This window comes from Companilactobacillus jidongensis, from assembly GCF_003946575.1.
Classification (GTDB): domain Bacteria; phylum Bacillota; class Bacilli; order Lactobacillales; family Lactobacillaceae; genus Companilactobacillus; species Companilactobacillus jidongensis.
Window position 1 is genome coordinate 30,578 of the sequence record NZ_RHOP01000020.1, and the last position, 18,382, is coordinate 48,959.

At 36.6% G+C, this 18,382-nt stretch carries 14 protein-coding genes, 1 tRNA gene and 1 other annotated feature; of the genes, 12 read left to right on the top strand and 3 right to left on the bottom strand.

The features are described from left to right. The first annotated feature begins 56 nt into the window (after positions 1-56). The 4 genes from EKM68_RS11295 to EKM68_RS11310 all read left to right on the top strand — a co-directional run bounded on the left by EKM68_RS11295 (position 57) and on the right by EKM68_RS11310 (position 6,228). Complete coding sequence (locus EKM68_RS11295) at positions 57-1,364, top strand: glucosaminidase domain-containing protein (RefSeq protein WP_125590827.1); 1,308 nt, start codon at positions 57-59, stop codon at positions 1,362-1,364. 1 nt (position 1,365) lies between these two features. Beyond that, positions 1,366-1,573 (top strand) — a binding site (T-box leader). Positions 1,574-1,628: 55 nt separating this feature from the next. Continuing rightward, complete coding sequence (leuS, locus tag EKM68_RS11300) at positions 1,629-4,049, top strand: leucine--tRNA ligase (protein WP_125590829.1); 2,421 nt, start codon at positions 1,629-1,631, stop codon at positions 4,047-4,049. Between the two features lie 292 nt (positions 4,050-4,341). Next, positions 4,342-5,937 carry a putative polysaccharide biosynthesis protein gene (locus tag EKM68_RS11305; RefSeq protein ID WP_125590851.1) on the top strand — a complete coding sequence of 532 codons (1,596 nt, stop codon included), beginning with the start codon at positions 4,342-4,344 and terminating at the stop codon, positions 5,935-5,937. A gap of 45 nt (positions 5,938-5,982) precedes the next feature. Further along, complete coding sequence (locus tag EKM68_RS11310) at positions 5,983-6,228, top strand: DUF3781 domain-containing protein (protein WP_125590831.1); 246 nt, start codon at positions 5,983-5,985, stop codon at positions 6,226-6,228. Between the two features lie 32 nt (positions 6,229-6,260). Here EKM68_RS11310 and EKM68_RS11315 read toward each other — a convergent pair whose 3' ends face one another. Then, complete coding sequence (locus EKM68_RS11315; RefSeq protein WP_125590833.1) at positions 6,261-7,094, bottom strand: NAD(P)H-hydrate dehydratase; 834 nt, start codon at positions 7,092-7,094, stop codon at positions 6,261-6,263. A 65-nt stretch (positions 7,095-7,159) separates the two neighbouring features. Between EKM68_RS11315 and EKM68_RS11320 the strand changes: the two genes are divergently transcribed. After that, a tRNA-Leu gene (locus EKM68_RS11320) sits at positions 7,160-7,243 on the top strand. 98 nt (positions 7,244-7,341) lie between these two features. After that, a complete protein-coding gene (locus EKM68_RS11325; protein WP_125590835.1) occupies positions 7,342-8,787 on the top strand; it encodes a macro domain-containing protein in 1,446 nt (481 codons plus the stop codon). Between the two features lie 104 nt (positions 8,788-8,891). On the opposite strand, the gene EKM68_RS11330 is transcribed toward EKM68_RS11325, so the two are convergent. Continuing rightward, on the bottom strand, positions 8,892-9,236 hold the full coding sequence (locus EKM68_RS11330; protein ID WP_125590837.1) for a hypothetical protein: 345 nt from the start codon (positions 9,234-9,236) through the stop codon (positions 8,892-8,894). Between the two features lie 355 nt (positions 9,237-9,591). Here EKM68_RS11330 and EKM68_RS11335 point away from each other — a divergent pair, with 355 nt between their 5' ends. The 3 genes from EKM68_RS11335 (at position 9,592) to EKM68_RS11345 (ending at position 12,803) form a co-directional block, all read left to right on the top strand. After that, positions 9,592-10,158, top strand: a complete 567-nt coding sequence (locus EKM68_RS11335; RefSeq protein ID WP_125590853.1) for an O-acetyl-ADP-ribose deacetylase — start codon at positions 9,592-9,594, stop codon at positions 10,156-10,158. A 145-nt stretch (positions 10,159-10,303) separates the two neighbouring features. Continuing rightward, on the top strand, positions 10,304-10,690 hold the full coding sequence (gene mscL / locus EKM68_RS11340; protein ID WP_125590839.1) for a large-conductance mechanosensitive channel protein MscL: 387 nt from the start codon (positions 10,304-10,306) through the stop codon (positions 10,688-10,690). A gap of 109 nt (positions 10,691-10,799) precedes the next feature. Next, a complete protein-coding gene (locus EKM68_RS11345) occupies positions 10,800-12,803 on the top strand; it encodes a cation:proton antiporter (RefSeq protein ID WP_125590841.1) in 2,004 nt (667 codons plus the stop codon). 33 nt (positions 12,804-12,836) lie between these two features. Here EKM68_RS11345 and brnQ read toward each other — a convergent pair whose 3' ends face one another. Further along, positions 12,837-14,231 carry a branched-chain amino acid transport system II carrier protein gene (gene brnQ, locus EKM68_RS11350; protein ID WP_125590843.1) on the bottom strand — a complete coding sequence of 465 codons (1,395 nt, stop codon included), beginning with the start codon at positions 14,229-14,231 and terminating at the stop codon, positions 12,837-12,839. A 629-nt stretch (positions 14,232-14,860) separates the two neighbouring features. Here brnQ and EKM68_RS11355 point away from each other — a divergent pair. The 3 genes from EKM68_RS11355 to EKM68_RS11365 all read left to right on the top strand — a co-directional run bounded on the left by EKM68_RS11355 (position 14,861) and on the right by EKM68_RS11365 (position 18,268). After that, positions 14,861-16,090 carry an argininosuccinate synthase gene (locus EKM68_RS11355; RefSeq protein WP_318530729.1) on the top strand — a complete coding sequence of 410 codons (1,230 nt, stop codon included), beginning with the start codon at positions 14,861-14,863 and terminating at the stop codon, positions 16,088-16,090. Continuing rightward, positions 16,091-17,473 carry an argininosuccinate lyase gene (argH, locus tag EKM68_RS11360; protein ID WP_125590847.1) on the top strand — a complete coding sequence of 461 codons (1,383 nt, stop codon included), beginning with the start codon at positions 16,091-16,093 and terminating at the stop codon, positions 17,471-17,473. 93 nt (positions 17,474-17,566) lie between these two features. Continuing rightward, a complete protein-coding gene (locus EKM68_RS11365; RefSeq protein ID WP_125590849.1) occupies positions 17,567-18,268 on the top strand; it encodes an SLAP domain-containing protein in 702 nt (233 codons plus the stop codon). Positions 18,269-18,382 lie beyond the last annotated feature (114 nt).

Sequence of the window (18,382 nt, forward strand, 5' to 3'; positions counted from 1 at the left end):
TTTTGGTTAAGAAATTATATAATATTGTATAAGCTTTTATGTGGGGTAAATGAAATATGACTATTACACGTCGTGAGCGCATTCGTGAAGAGAATCGTTTGACTAAATTAAATAATAAAAGTATCAAAAGTGCAAATTTGCGTAAGAACGTTACTTTCTTAGGCGGTAGTTTGGTTGTCGGTGGAGTATTTGCTCAATTAGCCGATGTATCAACTACTGTGCCTGTTTATGCTGAAGCCACTTCTACAAGTACAACAGATTCGACTACTAGTGTAACAGGGATGGTCACGCCTCGTGGTGTTGGTGATCAAAACTTCATCAATTACATTGGTAATTCGGCTCGTAAATTAGCTGACAATAATGACATTTATGCATCTGTTATGATTGCTCAAGCTATGGTCGAGAGTGGCTGGGGTACTAGTGGTTTAGCCAGTGCACCTAACTATAATCTGTTCGGAGTAAAAGGCTCGTACAATGGTGAATCAGTTAACATGGGAACTCAAGAAGATGATGGAACTGGTAGTTTGTATTCGATCAGTTCTAACTTCAGAAAGTATCCATCGTACAAGGAATCGCTTGAAGATTACGTTTCATTGATCAGGGGTGGTGTGTCAGGCAATCCTGAGATCTACGCTGGCGCATGGAAGAGTAATACTGAGTCGTACAAAGATGCTACAGCTTATTTGACAGGTCGTTACGCTACTGATACTACTTATGCGGACAAATTGAATGCTATCATTCAAAAGTACGATTTAACTAAATTTGATACTGATACTGATTCACAAGATCAAACGTACGTCTTTGCATCAGGTGATACATTACAATCAGTTGCGGACAAGTTCAATATGACCGTTGAAACATTAATGGGACTTAACAACTTGAAGACGAGTAGCTATGTATATCCTGGCAAAACATTGACAGTTTTGAAGGTCATTGGTAATGATTCAACAGACAATCAACAACCTGTTACTGTAACTAATACAGCCAGCGTAACTGGTACAACTGATTCTTCAGCAACCGCTACAAGTTCTGATGTTTATGGTAATGATCAAGCACCAATTATTGTACAAGATGAAACTGACGGAGTTAAGAAGTACGATGCGTCCAATAGTTCATCCAATACTGCGGTCTCAGTCAAGAATACTTTGACCACCGGAACAACCGGCGCTTCAAACAATTCGTCAACTGAAACTGATAATAGTTCAACAGCAACTAATGATTCAACTGACAGCTCTGTAACAGTTCAAGATGGTGACACAATTGACTCGATTGCATCACAGGCTAATACAACTGCTGATCAGATCAAACAAGATAATAATTTAAATTCCGATTTATTGGTTGTCGGACAGAAGTTAATGGTATAGTATATAAACCAACGGAAATAGTAAGTGAAAGAAGAATTTCAGAAAGTACGTGGATAATGTGAACGTATAACTTCTTTGACCGAACTCATCCATTTAAGTTTAATTACTGAACTAACAGTAGGTAATTACGAATAGTCCGCGTTAAGGCATTCAAGAGTCGTTCTATTTGAACGGAACTTAGGTGGTAACGCGATAATTTCGTCCTATGATTAATTTCATAGGGCGATTTTTTATTATCGTGACAAATTATTTGGAGGATACAATATGTACAATCACAATACAGTTGAGAAAAAATGGCAAAAATATTGGAAAGAAAATCAAACTTTCAAAACTACTAATGATAAGGATAAGAAGAACTATTATGCACTAGATATGTTCCCATATCCATCTGGACAAGGTCTACACGTTGGACATCCAGAAGGTTACACAGCCACTGATATTCTTGCTCGTATGAAACGTGCTCAAGGATACAATGTTTTGCACCCAATGGGTTTTGATGCATTTGGACTACCAGCTGAACAATATGCTATGGATACAGGTCACAATCCAGCTGACTTCACAGAAAAAAATATTCAAAACTTCAAACGTCAAATTAATTCACTTGGATTTTCATATGATTGGGATCGTGAAGTTCAAACGACTGATCCTAAGTATTACAAGTGGACACAATGGATCTTCGAACAAATGTACAAGAAGGGTCTAGCTTATGAAGCTGAAGTTCCAGTTAACTGGAGCCCAGACCTTGGTACAGTTGTTGCCAATGAAGAAGTTATCGATGGTAAGACTGAACGTGGTGGTTTTCCAGTTGTTAGAAAACCTATGCGTCAATGGATGTTGAAAATAACAGCATATGCCGACAGATTATTGGATGATTTGGATGACATTGACTGGCCAGAAAGTATCAAAGAAATGCAACGTAACTGGATCGGTCGTTCAATCGGTGCTCATATTGATTTCAAAATTGATGGCTACGATGACAAAAAAATAACAGTCTTTACAACACGTGCTGATACTATTTTCGGTGTCTCATACGTTGTCCTGGCTCCAGAAAACAAACTTGTTGATGCAATCACAACGGATGAGCAACGTGCTGCTGTTGATGCATACAAAGAAGAAGCCGCTCGTAAGTCAGACCTTGATAGAACTGACTTGAACCATGATAAAACAGGTACATTTACTGGTGCTTATGCTATCAACCCCGTAAATGGCGAAAAAGTTCAGATTTGGATTTCAGATTATGTTTTAGCAACATATGGTACAGGTGCCGTTATGGCTGTTCCAGCCCATGATGATCGTGATTTTGCTTTTGCTACAAAGTTCAACTTACCAATCAAGCAAGTTGTTGAAGGTGGAGATATTACTAAAGAGGCCTTCGGTGGTGACGGTGCGCACGTCAATTCAGAATTCTTAGATGGATTACATCAAAAAGAAGCTATTGATAAGGCAATTGAATACCTAGAAGACAAGGGTTACGGTAAGAAATTTGTTAACTACAAACTTCGTGACTGGTTATTCTCACGTCAAAGATATTGGGGTGAACCAATTCCTGTTATCCATTGGGAAGATGGTGAAACAACTCTAGTTCCTGAAGATGAATTACCACTTAAATTGCCTGCTGAAGCTGATATCAAGCCATCAGGAACAGGTGAATCACCACTTGCTAACTTGACTGATTGGGTAAATGTTGTTGATAAGAACGGTCGTAAAGGTCGTCGTGAAACTAATACAATGCCACAATGGGCAGGTAGCTCATGGTATTACTTAAGATATATCGATCCACACAATGATGAAAAACTGGCCGACTACGATTTACTAAAAGAATGGTTGCCAGTTGACTTGTACATTGGTGGTGCAGAACATGCTGTGCTTCACTTGCTATATGCTAGATTCTGGCACAAAGTATTGTATGACTTGGGTGTTGTTCCAACTAAGGAACCATTCCAAAAACTATTCAACCAAGGTATGATCTTAGGAGATAATCACGAGAAGATGTCTAAGTCTAAGGGTAATGTTGTTAATCCAGATGATGTTGTTGAATCATATGGTGCTGATACCTTGAGAGTCTATGAGATGTTCATGGGTCCATTGGATGCATCAATTCCTTGGTCAGAAAACGGACTATCTGGAGCACACAAGTTCCTTGACCGTGTCTGGAGATTATTCATCAATGACGATGATTACAGCACGCTTCGCGATGGTTATGTTGTTGATAAGAATGACGGCAAGTTGGATAAGATTTATAACGAAACAGTTAAGAAAGTTACTGAAGATTATGATGCTTTGCGTTTCAATACGGCTATTTCACAAATGATGGTTTTCGTAAATGAAGCTCACAAAGTTGATACAATGCCTAAAGAATATGCTGAAGGATTCGTTAAGTTGCTTGCACCTATCGCACCACATATGATGGAAGAATTATGGAGTAAGTATGGACACGAAGGTTCAATCAGTTATGCAGCATGGCCAACTTATGACGAAAGCAAAATGATTTCGGCTACCGTTGAATTGATCGTTCAAGTTAATGGTAAGTTGAGAGATAAGATGGAAGTACCTGTTGGAATGGGCAAAGATGAAATTGAAAAATTAGCCCGTGAAGATGAAAAAATCATGAAATTTACTGAAGGAAAGAATATTGTTAAGGTAATTGTTATTCCTAACAAGATAGTTAATATTGTAGTTAAGTAGAGAGTTGAAAAAGACGGAACCTGTTTTTCACAACTCATTTGGGATAATAATTTCAAAACAGACTTCAAAAAATAAATATTCAATTTTAAGAGGTTGTGATGGACAAATCACAGTCTCTTTTTTAGAATTTAATTGCAATTAATTGAATTTAAGAGTATTTTTAAGTTTCTGAGTTCACAACTTTGCTATAATTGAAGAGATAGTTTTTAAGGTGGTGCAGGACTTGAACGAAAACCGTGACGATGAAGAGATAACCCCAGTTTTAAATCCTGAAACTTCAACACAAGATACGATGTTGAAGGGTTCAGCGTGGATGACTGCAGGTAGTATTTTTTCACGTATATTAGGTGCAATATATATTATTCCTTGGATGGCTTGGATGGGTGCTGCTTTTCCGCAGGCTAATGCCTTGTATGCAAAGGGGTATAATATTTACAGTTTATTTATCATTATTTCGACGGCAGGGATTCCGGGGGCCATTTCCAAACAAATTTCCCACTATAATGCCTTAGATGAATATTCAACTGGTAATAAACTCTTTAAGCATGGTCTACGAATCATGACCATAATGGGTATCGCCTTTGCGGCCTTGATGTACTTCGGTGCACCATTGATGGCAACGTTATTTGCGGATGGTGATCCTCGTAGTATTCCAGTTATCAAGTCGTTAGCAATTGCAGTTTTGATAATTCCAATTTTGAGTATTATGAGAGGGTATATGCAGGGATATTCTGACATGGCTCCTTCTGCTATATCTCAATTTATTGAACAAATTGCTCGAGTTATTTATATGCTTGGAGCAACTTATGTAATTATGAAGATGAATAACGGTAGTTATATTACTGCAGTTGTTCAGTCGACCTTTGCGGCATTCATTGGTGCAGCGTTCGCAATTGGAATTTTGCTGATTGCGTTTATGAAGAAGATGCCTAAGTTACGAGAGTTATCTCGTAATGGTAAGGCACCGGAAGAATTGAACAAGAATTTTACTAGAGAAATTTTTGAACAAGCTGTTCCGTTTATTATTTTGGATGCAGGTATTACATTCTTCAATTTGTTTGATCAGTCAACCTTTAATCAGTTCATGAGAATGTTTGTCAAAGCAACTAACGATCAATTGGATAATTATTATTCGTTATTTGGATTCCAAGCTAACAAATTAATTATGATAATTGTTTCATTGTCTGCTGCAATGGCAGTTACAGCAATTCCTATTTTGTCAGGATTGTATTCTAAGGGTGTTAAAAAAGATATTGAAGATCAAATCTCTAATACATTAGAATTGTTTTTCTTCATTATGATTCCAGCATCATTAGGGATGTACGCTGTGTCACAGCCGTTGTGGACGACGTTCTACCGTTATGATGAACTAGGAATTTTGATGTTACAATTCAGTTCGGTAATTTCTATTTTATTAGGATTCTTTACCGTCCTGTCTGCAATTTTGCAGGCACTGTATAATAACAAGTTAGCTATTAAGTATTTCATCTATGGTTTCATTGCCAAAGTATTGGCACAGGTTCCAATGATTGGATTATTCCATGAGTTTGGTCCGTTGGTCGCAACAAGTATTGGTATGGCCGTAGTTTGTTGGTTAATGACTAGAAAATTACATCAAGTTTACCCATTTGACACTAATAGAATTTCACGCCGTATCAGTGGGATAATTATGTTCTCACTTGTAATGTTTGCGGTCGTTATCTTTGTTAACTGGGTAGTATTCCATTTTGTTGGAAATTCTGATCGTGTACTAAGTGTTATTATTTTGCTTGTCGAAGCAGTATTAGGTGGCGGTATTTATGGCTATCTAGTTTTAAAGACACAACTTGCTGATAAGATACTTGGTGCTAAAGTTGAACGTATTAGACGTTTAGTTAATATTAAATAAAAAATGTCGACTATTTAGTCGGCATTTTTAGTAGGTGAAATTTGAATGATAAATTCAGAAATTAAAAATAATATTTGTTATACAGATTTGGTATTTGAACGTGTTAATAAAAAATTAAGTACTAATATGTCACGTGTTGAAATACAAGATATGGTATTAAGTATTTTGAATTCTGCAGATAGCCTTAGTGAGAAGATAGGTAAAAACTATTATATTTCTAATTTGTCTTTTAATATCAGACTCACAGTGAATTCATTTACGTATCGCTTAATAACAGTAGACAGACTATAAAAATGGGAAGCCTTTCTGACTTTCCATTTATTTTAATTGGAGAGTTTCATCATGTATTTTGGTATTTTGCCGATTAATTTAGAAGGTAATACTACGTAGTCAGTTTTGTTTATTTTGTCGGCAATATAGCTATGTAAATACAATCCAGCAGAAATTGTTTCTATTGAGAATCCGAATTGTCCAATGAATCCTGCTAGAATTCCGGTTAGCGTATCACCCATGCCACCTGTCGCCATGCCGGGATTGCCATTATCTATTTGAAGAATTTTACCAAAATCATAAATTTCAGAATGATGTTTTTTAAGAATGAGCACAGCATTTGGAGCAATTTTTTTGAGTGCAGCCTCATTGTTATCAGGAGTCTGCTCAGGAATATCTAGTCCCGATAATCTAGCCCATTCGCCTTGATGTGGAGTTAAAATCAATTTGCTGACACGAGTTAAATCAATTTTGTTTTCTGCGGCGACTGTCAGAGCTGATGCATCCATGATGACAGTGGTTTCTGAGTCACTATTTTTAATAACGGAGCTGATTATCTCAGCAGTGTTAGTTGACGTACCTAATCCAGGACCAACAACGATCACGTTGCTTTTGATGATGGCTCTAGCCATTTCTTGTTTGTCATTGTAATCAAGAGTCATGGCTTCTGGAACAACCGTATTAATCGCCGTGAATTTTTCTGGAATAGTCAAAACCGTCACCAATCCAGCTCCAGTATGTACTGCGGCTGAAGTAGACAGAATAGCGGCGCCACCAAATGGAAGAGATCCAGCAATAATCAATATTCGCCCATAGTTTCCTTTGTATGATTCTGGATCGCGTGTTTTAATTATCTCAGATAATATAGATTTGTTGATTTTTTCCATTACAAGAACCTCCATTTGTAGTATCATTTAATATTGTAAGCCATATCAGTGAGATATGGTACCGTGCCGCTGTGGCGGAATTGGCAGACGCGCAGCGTTCAGGTCGCTGTATGGGCAACCATGTACAAGTTCGAATCTTGCCAGCGGCATAAAATATAGAGTAGGGATATTTTTATATCTCTACTCTTTTTTTATCTTTAAAATATAGTATATTTAAAGCAAACAAACGTTCGATTGGAGGATGATCATGGGTTACGATAGTAAGATGGATAAATATTTTGGTCTATTGAGTAATACGATTAATTCAAATAATTTTGATGATACTGCTGTGAACTTTTTTAAGGATAATCAAAAAAAATTGAATAAGAAATTTCCCAAAACTGTCAAATTTGTAGAATCTTGCGGGTTAATCGACAGCATTTCTGAATCAAATGTCAATAAAGATAAGGTTCTAGATGATTACTTTGAAGCTAAAAATATCTTTGATGCGGAAAGAGTATCCAATTACGATGATAGTAAATCACCGCATTCCAAAATAACTAAAGTAGAAATAAGCAATCATGATTATGCTATACCAAAAAACGATTACAGAATATATTATGAAGATGCTATTGTGCCAAGATCTGAAGAAATTGAACAATTAATAATTGATGGTGAAAATGATTCAATAAGGTACCACACGAATAATGGTGAACAAACGCAAAGTTTTCAATATCATACTAAGTTTGGATTCGACGAATTATTAGATGATTTGGATGATGAAATATCTAAATTTGATAAAAGAAATCGAGTTATATCAAATGCTTTTTTACAGATAAAGGTCAGTTATACTAATGGCAAACGTGTATTTTATTTTTATAAGGATAGCAGTGAACTTCCAACAAATTGGAAAGATTTTACAAGGAGAATCGAATATTATTTCCAAGATGGGAATTTAAGTCGGAATATTTTTGATATTGAACCTCCAGAAAAAGAATATTTGATCTGCAAAGTTAAATTTAATGATTATGGAACTTCATATTCATATTTGATCAATGATGAAGAATTAAAAGTTGGCGACCAGATTTTGGTCCCAGTAGGTGCGAGTGGCAATAAAAAAGAAGTTATGGTTGATAGCATAGGTAAATATACTGAAACAACTTCGTCCTTCCCGATTAGTAAGATGAAGCATGTGATTGCTAAGGTTACTAAGAAATATGATTACTATAATGATGATCAGCCGATTATTAATTTTGTTAATTTTGATGAGGATAGTTTAATTAATATCAAAATATGTGACATGCAAAATGTTAATTGCGATGTAATCGTTGATCCGGTTAAAAACTCAGAGTTAAATAATACAAATAGTATAATTCTTACTGAAGAACATGATTTACCTACAAAAAATGTTATTCATTATTCAAATGAGCAAGATGGGATCTCCCCATATACGAAGTGTTTGGATTTGTCTAAAGCTAATAATTTTAATAGCATAGTATTTCCACAAGTACTTTCTAATGAAGGTCAGCAAACGATGGATTCAAAAGTATCTTTAGCTATGAAAGAAATTGGCAAATGGTTAGATTCAAATGAAGATTACAAATTAGATATCTTGATAGCCTGTGACGATCAACGGAGCTATGATGCATATTCAAATTTTGTCGATGAATATGAAGGGGATAACGATTATATTATTGAAACTGAACTCATTTAAAAAGAGAAAGGCCCTTTTATTGGCCTTTCTCTTTTTGAATTTAGTATGATTTATGGCCGTATATCAAATCAAATGTTCCATCTTGAACTGAATCTGGTACGGGCTTATTTTAGCTGCTTGAGTTGTTCTCTTAGTTCTTGATTTTCTTTTTTTAGTTGATCGATTTCAGAAACAGATTCAGATTCTGTTTCTACTGCTGAAGCTGATTGTATTTTTTGTGGGGTCGGTGTGACAACCTTTTTTGTTGTTGGTTCATCTTCTGGAAGGTGATTAATAAAAATGTATAAATACCAAATAGTTATAACTGTCCAAATAATATAAATAATAAATCTTGGAATATGGATCATGAAGGTTTCCTGAATTATAGAGGTTGGGTCAATTATTGCATAAGTAAAACAAAAAACTATTGCAATAATCAGATAGATCAAAAAGTATCTTAGAGTTTTCATAGTTACATACGCCCGCAATCGTGAATATTTGAAACTAGTTATTATACTGTTAGTTTAGCATATAAAATCTGTTATATTGTATATAAGTAAGTGATGAGAGATGGAATCGGACGACAAAATTATTATTTGTGAAGTTGAGCAAACAAATGGTAATGGTGCTAAATATTGGACGGATGATGAAAATATTAATATTGGTGATTATGTCATAGTTCCATTTGGATCAAGTAATTATCCAAAGGAAACTAAAGTCTTAAATGTCAGGGTTTATTCGAAGTCTGAGGTATCAATAAATAAGCTCAAAAAAATTCTCTCTAAAAGTAAAAGTACTACTAAAGTTGCGACAGGAGATTACGATATGGCCAATAACAAATCTGAAAAAAGTACAATTGATATTGAAGTTTGCGATATTACCAAGGTTAAATGTGATGCAATAGTTAATGCAGCTAACAAATCATTGCTGGGAGGCGGTGGTGTTGATGGTGCGATTCATCGAGTTGCTGGTCCCGAGTTACTTGAAGAGTGCCGCACGCTGAATGGGTGTGAAACTGGCCAAGCCAAAATAACTAAAGGATATAATTTACCAGCAAAATATGTTATCCATACTGTTGGTCCGATTTATTCTGGAAACTCTGAAGATGAAGTAATGTTGACGAAGTGTTACCAAAATTCTTTGACGGTGGCACGAAAAAATAATTTACATACAATTGCTTTCTCGGCAATTTCAACTGGTGTCTACGGTTATCCGCTTGAGGATGCTTGTGAGGTTGCATTGGTTGCAGTGGGTGACTGGCTTGTGAATAATGAAGATTATCATATGGAAGTATTAATGACTTGTTTTGACGATGAAGTATATGATGAATATGAAGATTTTATCGATGTGTACGATGATGGTAATGATTATATTTATGATGCAGGATATTAGAGTGGTTATATGCCACTCTTTTTGTTTGTAAATCTTTAAAAAAGTCCTACAATTCGTTTTGAGAGGGAGTTATTTGTTGTTCAAACCACATGGAAAATAGAATAATAAAATATAATAATATTTATAGAAGGGATAGTCATGTATTATGATTAAAGAATTTAAAGACTTTATAAGTCGTGGAAATGTTATGGACTTGGCAGTAGGTGTCATTATGGGTGCTGCTTTTACTGCCATTGTTCAATCATTAGTAAGTAATTTGGTTAATCCATTGATTGGATTATTCTTAGGGAAAATTGATTTAACCAATTTGAAGTTTCAAGTTGGGGATGCAACTTTCAAATATGGTGCATTCATTGAATCAATTATTAATTTTTTGATAATTGCTTTAGTTGTCTTCTTCTTAGTGAAGGCGATGAATACGATTATCAATGCTAGAAAGTCTGACGAAGATGCTGAAGAAGAAGCAGAAGCTTCCAAGGAAGATGAAATGATTATGTATTTGAAGAAAATTTCAGAGTCAGTTAATAAGTAAACTAAAAAGGAGATTGGCCATTTTGGCTTAATCTCCTTTTTAGTTCCAACTTTGCTTGGATTGAGTTAGAATTAAACAGTCAAAAAACTGTTTGGGGAGGGCAATTCAATTGGAGACTGTTTTTTTAGTTTTACTTATAGTTTTGGCAGTCGTAGCTGCTAATGCAATTTACGCCCGTTTTAATATGGTTCCAGTAGCATTCTTACAAATAGCCGCTGGATTAGTTTTATCCTTTGTGCCATTATATAAACACTTTGAATTAGAACCGGAATTATTTTTATTTGGTATCATTGCAGTTCTGATGTTTAATGATGGTCAGAATACTAATATTCGTAAGTTGATGCATCAGATGGGGACGACGTTATCACTGTCGGTTGTTCTGGCGATTATTACCATCTTGATTGTTGGGACAGTTACTCATGTATTGATTCCACAATTTTCGTTGGCTCTGGCACTAGCCTTGGGAGCAATCATCACACCAACGGATGCAGTGGCTGTTTCTTCCATTACTAGTAAGGTAATGGTGCCCAAGGAAGCAATGAGCACATTGGAGAACGAATCATTATTCAATGACGCTTCAGGTATCGTGGCCTTTAATTTAGCTATTGCGACGCTGATTACAGGTAAGTTCTCGATCGCTAGTGGAATTGAGAACTTCTTGTATGTTTTTGTCGGTGGGATAATTTTAGGATTAGTTTTAGGCTATGTAATTGTCGCAATTCGTATTATGTTGATCAATATGCGAGTTGATACGCCGTCAGTGATTGTTCCATATACGCTGATGACGCCATTTGCGGTTTATCTCGTTGCTGAGGCGATCGGTGTTTCAGGTATTTTGGCCGTTGTTGCAACGGGATTGATTCATGGTTTGCAACAAAATAGATTGCGATTGACCACTTCTAGATTACAAATAGTTATGAGTACAACTTGGTCAATTGTGGCTAGTATCTTGAATGGAACAGTTTTTGTATTATTAGGATTGTCATTACCAGGAGTAATTAGAAATCTACATGAACGTGATACTGGTTCTGTCGCTATTCTAGTCGGATTGGCAATTTTACTATATATTGTAATGACACTATTGAGATTTTTATGGACACAGTTTGATTTTGCTGAAATTAGAGCTTGGACGTTTCATGACAAAATCATGAATAGTGCAGTTATGGCTCTTAGTGGAGTTCATGGAACTATTACTTTGGCGATGGCATTTTCACTACCGTTGACACTTGGTGGACATGCTTTTACGTATCGCAATGACATAATATTTGTGGCGGCAGTAGTTATTTTAATCAGTTTGATCGTGCCAACGTTAGTTTTGCCATTTATGTTGCCCAAGAAAGTATCCGCTGTTGGCGAGGGTGAACTAAGTGATGCTAAATCAGAAATGGTACGTAACGCTGTTAATATGATTCAATCGCAAGGTGTTTCCCCTGAAGGTGGAGAGGTTATTCGCATTATTGAAAGTCAGCGTGCGGTTGAGGGACGTCCGAACAAAGCGGTCCTCTCTGCCTTGTATGACAAGACGTTTGAAATAGAAACCACTACAGCTGAACAAATGCTTCACAATGGTGAAATTTCAAACCAAGAATTTGCTATATATTCAAAGTTTATTCGCCAAACAGTAACTCAACATGCGAATGGATTTCGTAAACATCTTTTGTTTGTACTCAAGTTTCAAGTCATAACTAGATTATCGATGAGTAGTAAAGCTAGAAAACGACGTAAAACGATTAGACAAAATTCTATCAAGAATCGTGATCGTACACGTGAAGAAATGCTTAATAAGAATAAGCAGTTATGGGAAAATATCCGTAAAATGGAAATTAAACCATACAACAGAGTAATCGTTTTTCTAACGTCACAGATGACGGATGAGAATGAAGTAGAGGTAGGTTTAGTCCGTCGTGCTTATGACCAACGACACCGTCGCTTGTCTGGGACTCGTGATTCACAAGACCAACAGAATGAATTATTGGTTCAAGTTTTCCAACATGAACATAATTTTGTTCAATCACAAGTTGCGTCTAATAAGTACAGTCGAGAATTAGGAAATGAATTGTATCAACAGATATCTACTGATCAATTAGTAAGTTTACAGACAATTGAAGATTAAAATAAGGAAGCCATCGGCTTCCTATTTTTGTGGTTAATATTTGGATTCTTGAGGAACTACTTCATTATTTGTAACAAAAACACCCATTTTACCAAGAACTAATCCAAGAACAAATCCAAGTAGTGTAGGAGTTACCCAACCAAGTCCTAAGCTGGCAAATGGTAGATATTGATGATAAACATTCAAGGCTATTTTAACAAAGCCAACTTGCAATGAGGCAGGAGCAGCATTGAACATATCAAGAACAGCTGGTAGAACTGTGAAAGCAATGGTCATCTTATAGGTGACACCAGCATAAGGTTTGTTGTGAACAGTCAATGATACTAAGATCAAAGCAAGTGATAATGGATAAAGCAACATTAAGACTGGTAAGGAATAACTGATGATGGTATCAAGTCCGGCGTTAGCGACAACAAATGAGACGAAACATGTTGTACGTAACCAAGCTAGGTAACTAACTTTTGGGAATAACTTATGAAAATCTTGCGCGAATGACGCAACTAATCCAAGTGCAGTTGTGAAGACACCTAATGTAACCAAAACACCAAGTAATGCGGCTCCAAAGTTACCAAAGTAATCACCGACGATAGTTGATAGTGCATCACCACCATTAGCTGATAATTTCATTTTGTTCAAACTGAAAGCACCTAATAAAACTAATCCTAAGTAAACTAATACTTCAAGTGAGATAGCCATGGTTCCGGCTTTGGCTGTAAGGGATGATAATTGTTTATCACGATAACCAAGGCCCTTAACAGCATGAACGAATGTTACAGATAAAGCCAATAGAGCTACAGCATCGACTGTGTTATAGCCTTCTAACATACCACTGATAGTAGCTGTTGTTTGGTAAGCGGTAGTAGGCATATGATTCAATCCACCCATGGGATTAGTGAATGCTACGACGAAGATAACTGCTAATAATACCAAGAAGATAGTGTTTAAATATTTACCAACGTATTTAACAAGTCTGTTTTGATGAACACTTAAGGCGTATGCTAATCCGAAAAATACGGCTGTAAAAACTAACATACTTAATTGATTGAATTGTGCAGGTAGGAATGGCTTCGCAGCCATTTCAAAAGCAGTTGCGGCAGTACGTGGAGTACCGAAGAAGGGTCCGATGGTTAAATGAACTAGTACAAGGAACAATGCAGCGTAGCGTTTGCCGACTGGACGTGCCAGGTCATACAAACCATCACTCTTAGTGACGACAACGGCTAGAATGGCGAGAAGTGGAAATAGTGAACCAGAAACAGCAAAGCCAACTGCGGCTGCAAACCAGTTATTGCCGGCCATTTGACCTAAATGGACTGGAAAAATTAAGTTACCTGATCCAAAAAACATTCCGAAAATGAGTGAACTAACTACCAATAGTTGTAAGAACTTATTCTTGTTTGATTTTGGTTCCAATAAATCGTTTTGCATAAAAAATCCCCCTAGAATTGTGTGTAATATTTTTTATATGACTAATCTGCGTAATGCCACTAATATCAGAATCCATGATACTCACCACCTTAATTTTTTAAACGTTGTTATTGTTATCCATTCTCTAAAACAAAAAGAGCCCTCTTCCCACTAAATAGGGAAAAGGGCTCTAATTATAGAACGGTACCACCTTTTTGAGTAGTCCCAAGAGAACTGCTCACTCGAATCGCGGACCAATTGATCCACTAGCCAGATATTGGTGGCAACCACGATGACCTACATATCGACATCGAACTCAGAAATGATTTTCGAAGATTCTCGTAACGGCCACTTCTCATTAAACGTGACTCACTGTGCGCAATTGAGATTTCTACTTTTTTCCTCAACGTTTGTTTGATTTATTGGTGCTAATTATAAACACGAGAAAATCAAAATGCAAGAGTAAATATTAATTTATTTCTAATTGATTTTTTCTTTCCTTTAACTAATATATTTCAAAGATTGTTAACGAATTAAACACGTTTTGATGGGATTTATAGATATTTTCACAAATTTCTTCTTGTTTCAAAATTAATTAAGTGTTAATCTTTTGTACATCAAATTAATTTTTTTCTAATCGGAGGAGACGCATTATGACAGAAACAAAGAAAGTAGTACTAGCTTATTCCGGAGGTTTAGATACTTCTGTAGCCATTCCTTGGCTGAAAGATAAAGGATACGACGTTATCGCTTGTTGTATTAACGTTGGTGAAGGTAAGGACCTCGACTTCATCAAAGAAAAAGCCATCAATGCAGGAGCTGTTAAAGCAATTGCCATTGACGCACTAGAAGAATTCGCAGATGGATATGCACTTGTTGCGTTGCAAGGACACACCCTCTACGAAGGAATTTACCCGCTACTCTCCGCTCTCTCCCGACCATTGATTAGTAAAAAATTAGTAGAAGTAGCTCAAAATGAAGGTGCATCCGCAGTTGCTCATGGCTGTACCGGAAAGGGTAACGATCAAGTTCGTTTTGAAGTTGCGATTCATGCTCTAGCTCCCGACCTAGAAGTATTGAGTCCCGTTCGTGATTGGCACTGGTCTCGTGAAGAAGAGATTGATTATGCTAAGGATCACAATATTCCAATTCCTATTGATCTAGACTCACCATATTCAATTGACGCCAACATTTGGGGACGTGCTAATGAATGTGGAGTACTAGAGGATCCATGGGCTGAAGCACCTGAAGATGCTTTTGCGCTTACAAAATCAATCGAGGAAACACCAGATACACCAACCAGTGTTGAAATCACCTTTGAACATGGCATTCCAGTTGCACTTGATGGTATTGAAATGAAACTAGTTGATATTATCCAAGAATTGAATGCTGTTGCTGGTGAAAATGGCATTGGGCGTATCGATCACATCGAAAATCGTCTAGTTGGTATTAAATCTCGTGAGGTTTATGAGGCTCCAGCAGCTACCGTTTTGATCAAAGCGCATAAAGAACTTGAAGATTTGGTTCAAGAAGGTGGTTTGGCTCATTTCAAACCAGTTATTGAGAATAAACTTACAGAATTAATTTACAACGGTCTATGGTACTCACCATTAATGAAATCATTATTAGCATTTCTTGATGAAAGTCAAAAATCTGTCAATGGTGTTATTAAAATGAAATTATTTAAAGGTAATACTTGGATCCAAGGACGTAAATCACCTAACTCATTGTATGACCTCAATCTTGCTACATATACATCATCTGATTCATTTGATCAAATTGCTGCTAAAGGATTTATCAAACTCTGGGGACTTTCAACTCAAGTTGCTGCTCAAGTAGCTCAGAAGAATGCTAACGAAGAAGCACACGAGGTACAATAATTGAGTACTAAGAAACTATGGGGTGGTCGTTTTCAGGCACAGGCAGAAGCTTGGGTCGATGAATTCGGCGCTTCGATCAGCTTCGATCAATTGATGGCCGATGAGGATATTGAGGGTTCATTGGCACATGTGAAGATGCTGAAGAAGACCAAGATATTGAATGAAGTTGATAGCAACAAGATAATCGCTGGATTAGAAGAACTTCAACAGGAACTTCATGATGGCAAATTAGAATTCACAGTTGAAAATGAAGATATTCATATGAATATTGAAAGTATTTTGACTGAAAAAATTGGGTCAGTCGCTGGTAAATTGCACACAGGACGTTCACGTAATGATCAAGTTGCAACGGATTTCCATCTCTATGTCAAGAATCGCCTGCCAAAGATAATTGAAGAGATCAAAACGATTCAAGAAACTTTGGTAACCTTGGCTGAAGATAACGTTGAGACGATCATGCCTGGATATACTCATTTGCAACATGCCCAACCAATTTCATATGGCCATTACTTAATGGCTTATTATGCAATGTTGAAACGTGATGTGGAACGATTTGAATTCAATATGAAGCACACAGATATTTTACCTTTAGGTGCCGCAGCCTTAGCCGGAACAACTTTTCCGATTGATCGTGAATTTACAGCTCAAGAATTAGGCTTTGAAGATATTTATACTAATTCCTTGGATGCCGTCTCTGACCGTGATTTTGTCTTAGAATTTTTAAGTAATGCTTCGATTCTAATGATGCATCTGTCGAGATTCTGTGAAGAAATCAGTATGTGGGTCAGTTACGAATTCAATTATTTGGAATTAAGCGACCAATATACAACTGGGAGTTCAATCATGCCGCAGAAGAAGAATCCTGACATGGCAGAACTTATCAGAGGTAAGTCAGGTCGTGTTTATGGACATTTGATGGGATTATTGTCGACTATGAAGTCATTGCCTTTGGCATATAATAAGGATCTGCAGGAAGACAAGGAGGGTACATTTGATACCGTCAAGACACTTCTGCCAGCCTTACGTGTCTTCAATGGGATGATTTCTACCATCAAAGTTCATAAAGAAAAAATGTACCATGCAACTGAAAATGACTTTTCAAACGCAACTGAGTTGGCTGATTATTTAGCAACCAAAGGTATTCCGTTCCGTGAAGCCCATGGTATTGTTGGTCAACTAGTCTTGAAAGGTATTGAAACACATCAGAATCTACAAGATATTTCGATGGAGGACTTCAAACAGATTTCACCATTGATCGAAGCCGATGTTTACAATGTGTTAAAACCCGAAGTGGCAGTTGAAAGACGTAATTCACTGGGTGGTACAGGTTTTAAACAAGTTAAAATGCAAATCGAACAAGCAAAAGTTGATTTGGCAAAATAAATTCAAGAAAGAGCGATTGCATCGCTCTTTTTGTTTGCCAAACTTTGTATGATACACTGTGAATGAACCAAATAATGTTAGGGGGTAATTACTATGAAAAAGGCAATTCTCGGAATTATTTTGGCAACAATCGCAATGTTTGGTACTGTTGATATTGCTCAAGCAGCGGACAAAACATACACATTTGAAGCATCAGACACAATTGTGATCACCGCATCAAGCAAGAGTGATTCACACAAGTATGACGTATATACCAAGAAAAATGGCAAGATGGTTAAAACGGGCAAGACTGAGAATATGGCAAAGGGTGATAAAATTCGCTATTGGCGTGCTAATCCAGTCGAGATCAAGGGTAAAACTTGGTGGCAAATTGCTGACAACAAATATTTCAAATCCGGTCGGATCGCAGTAGTTGATACTGCAGAAATGGAAAAACTTGGTCAGCCAGTAACTCAATATGCTAATTACACACCTGATCTACCAACTTATGAAGGTGGTAATGCTGTAGTCGTGATTACAGCATCTCCTAAGAATGATAGTCAAACGATCGGCGTCTATAAATTAAAGAATGACAAGTTAGTTTATACCGGGCAACGTGTGAATATGAATAAAGGTAATGGTAAGAATAAAACAGTTCAGCACTGGACCGCTAATAAAGTTACTATTGATGGTGAAGAAGTATGGCAAGTAGGGGATAATCTATACTTCAAGTCATCACGAGTTAAAGAATTGAATACAGTCAGAATGAATGACTTGGAACAAAAAATCGATAACTATGGAAATTATCCAGGGTAACAAAAATGAGATATGACGTCGTCATATCTCATTTTTAGGTTCTTTGTCAAATAGTATTGATGAATGATTTTGAGCCTTGGGCATCCTCGTTGAGGATGCCTATTTTTATGCACA

What these genes read in the sequence shown, in the direction of transcription:
- EKM68_RS11295 (WP_125590827.1), top strand. Translation starts at nt 57, where the DNA reads ATGACTATTACACGTCGTGAGCGCATTCGTGAAGAGAATCGTTTGACT.
- leuS (WP_125590829.1), top strand. Translation starts at nt 1,629, where the DNA reads ATGTACAATCACAATACAGTTGAGAAAAAATGGCAAAAATATTGGAAA.
- EKM68_RS11305 (WP_125590851.1), top strand. Translation starts at nt 4,342, where the DNA reads ATGTTGAAGGGTTCAGCGTGGATGACTGCAGGTAGTATTTTTTCACGT.
- EKM68_RS11310 (WP_125590831.1), top strand. Translation starts at nt 5,983, where the DNA reads ATGATAAATTCAGAAATTAAAAATAATATTTGTTATACAGATTTGGTA.
- EKM68_RS11315 (WP_125590833.1), bottom strand. Translation starts at nt 7,094, where the DNA reads ATGGAAAAAATCAACAAATCTATATTATCTGAGATAATTAAAACACGC.
- EKM68_RS11325 (WP_125590835.1), top strand. Translation starts at nt 7,342, where the DNA reads ATGGGTTACGATAGTAAGATGGATAAATATTTTGGTCTATTGAGTAAT.
- EKM68_RS11330 (WP_125590837.1), bottom strand. Translation starts at nt 9,236, where the DNA reads ATGAAAACTCTAAGATACTTTTTGATCTATCTGATTATTGCAATAGTT.
- EKM68_RS11335 (WP_125590853.1), top strand. Translation starts at nt 9,592, where the DNA reads ATGGCCAATAACAAATCTGAAAAAAGTACAATTGATATTGAAGTTTGC.
- mscL (WP_125590839.1), top strand. Translation starts at nt 10,304, where the DNA reads ATGATTAAAGAATTTAAAGACTTTATAAGTCGTGGAAATGTTATGGAC.
- brnQ (WP_125590843.1), bottom strand. Translation starts at nt 14,231, where the DNA reads ATGCAAAACGATTTATTGGAACCAAAATCAAACAAGAATAAGTTCTTA.
- EKM68_RS11365 (WP_125590849.1), top strand. Translation starts at nt 17,567, where the DNA reads ATGAAAAAGGCAATTCTCGGAATTATTTTGGCAACAATCGCAATGTTT.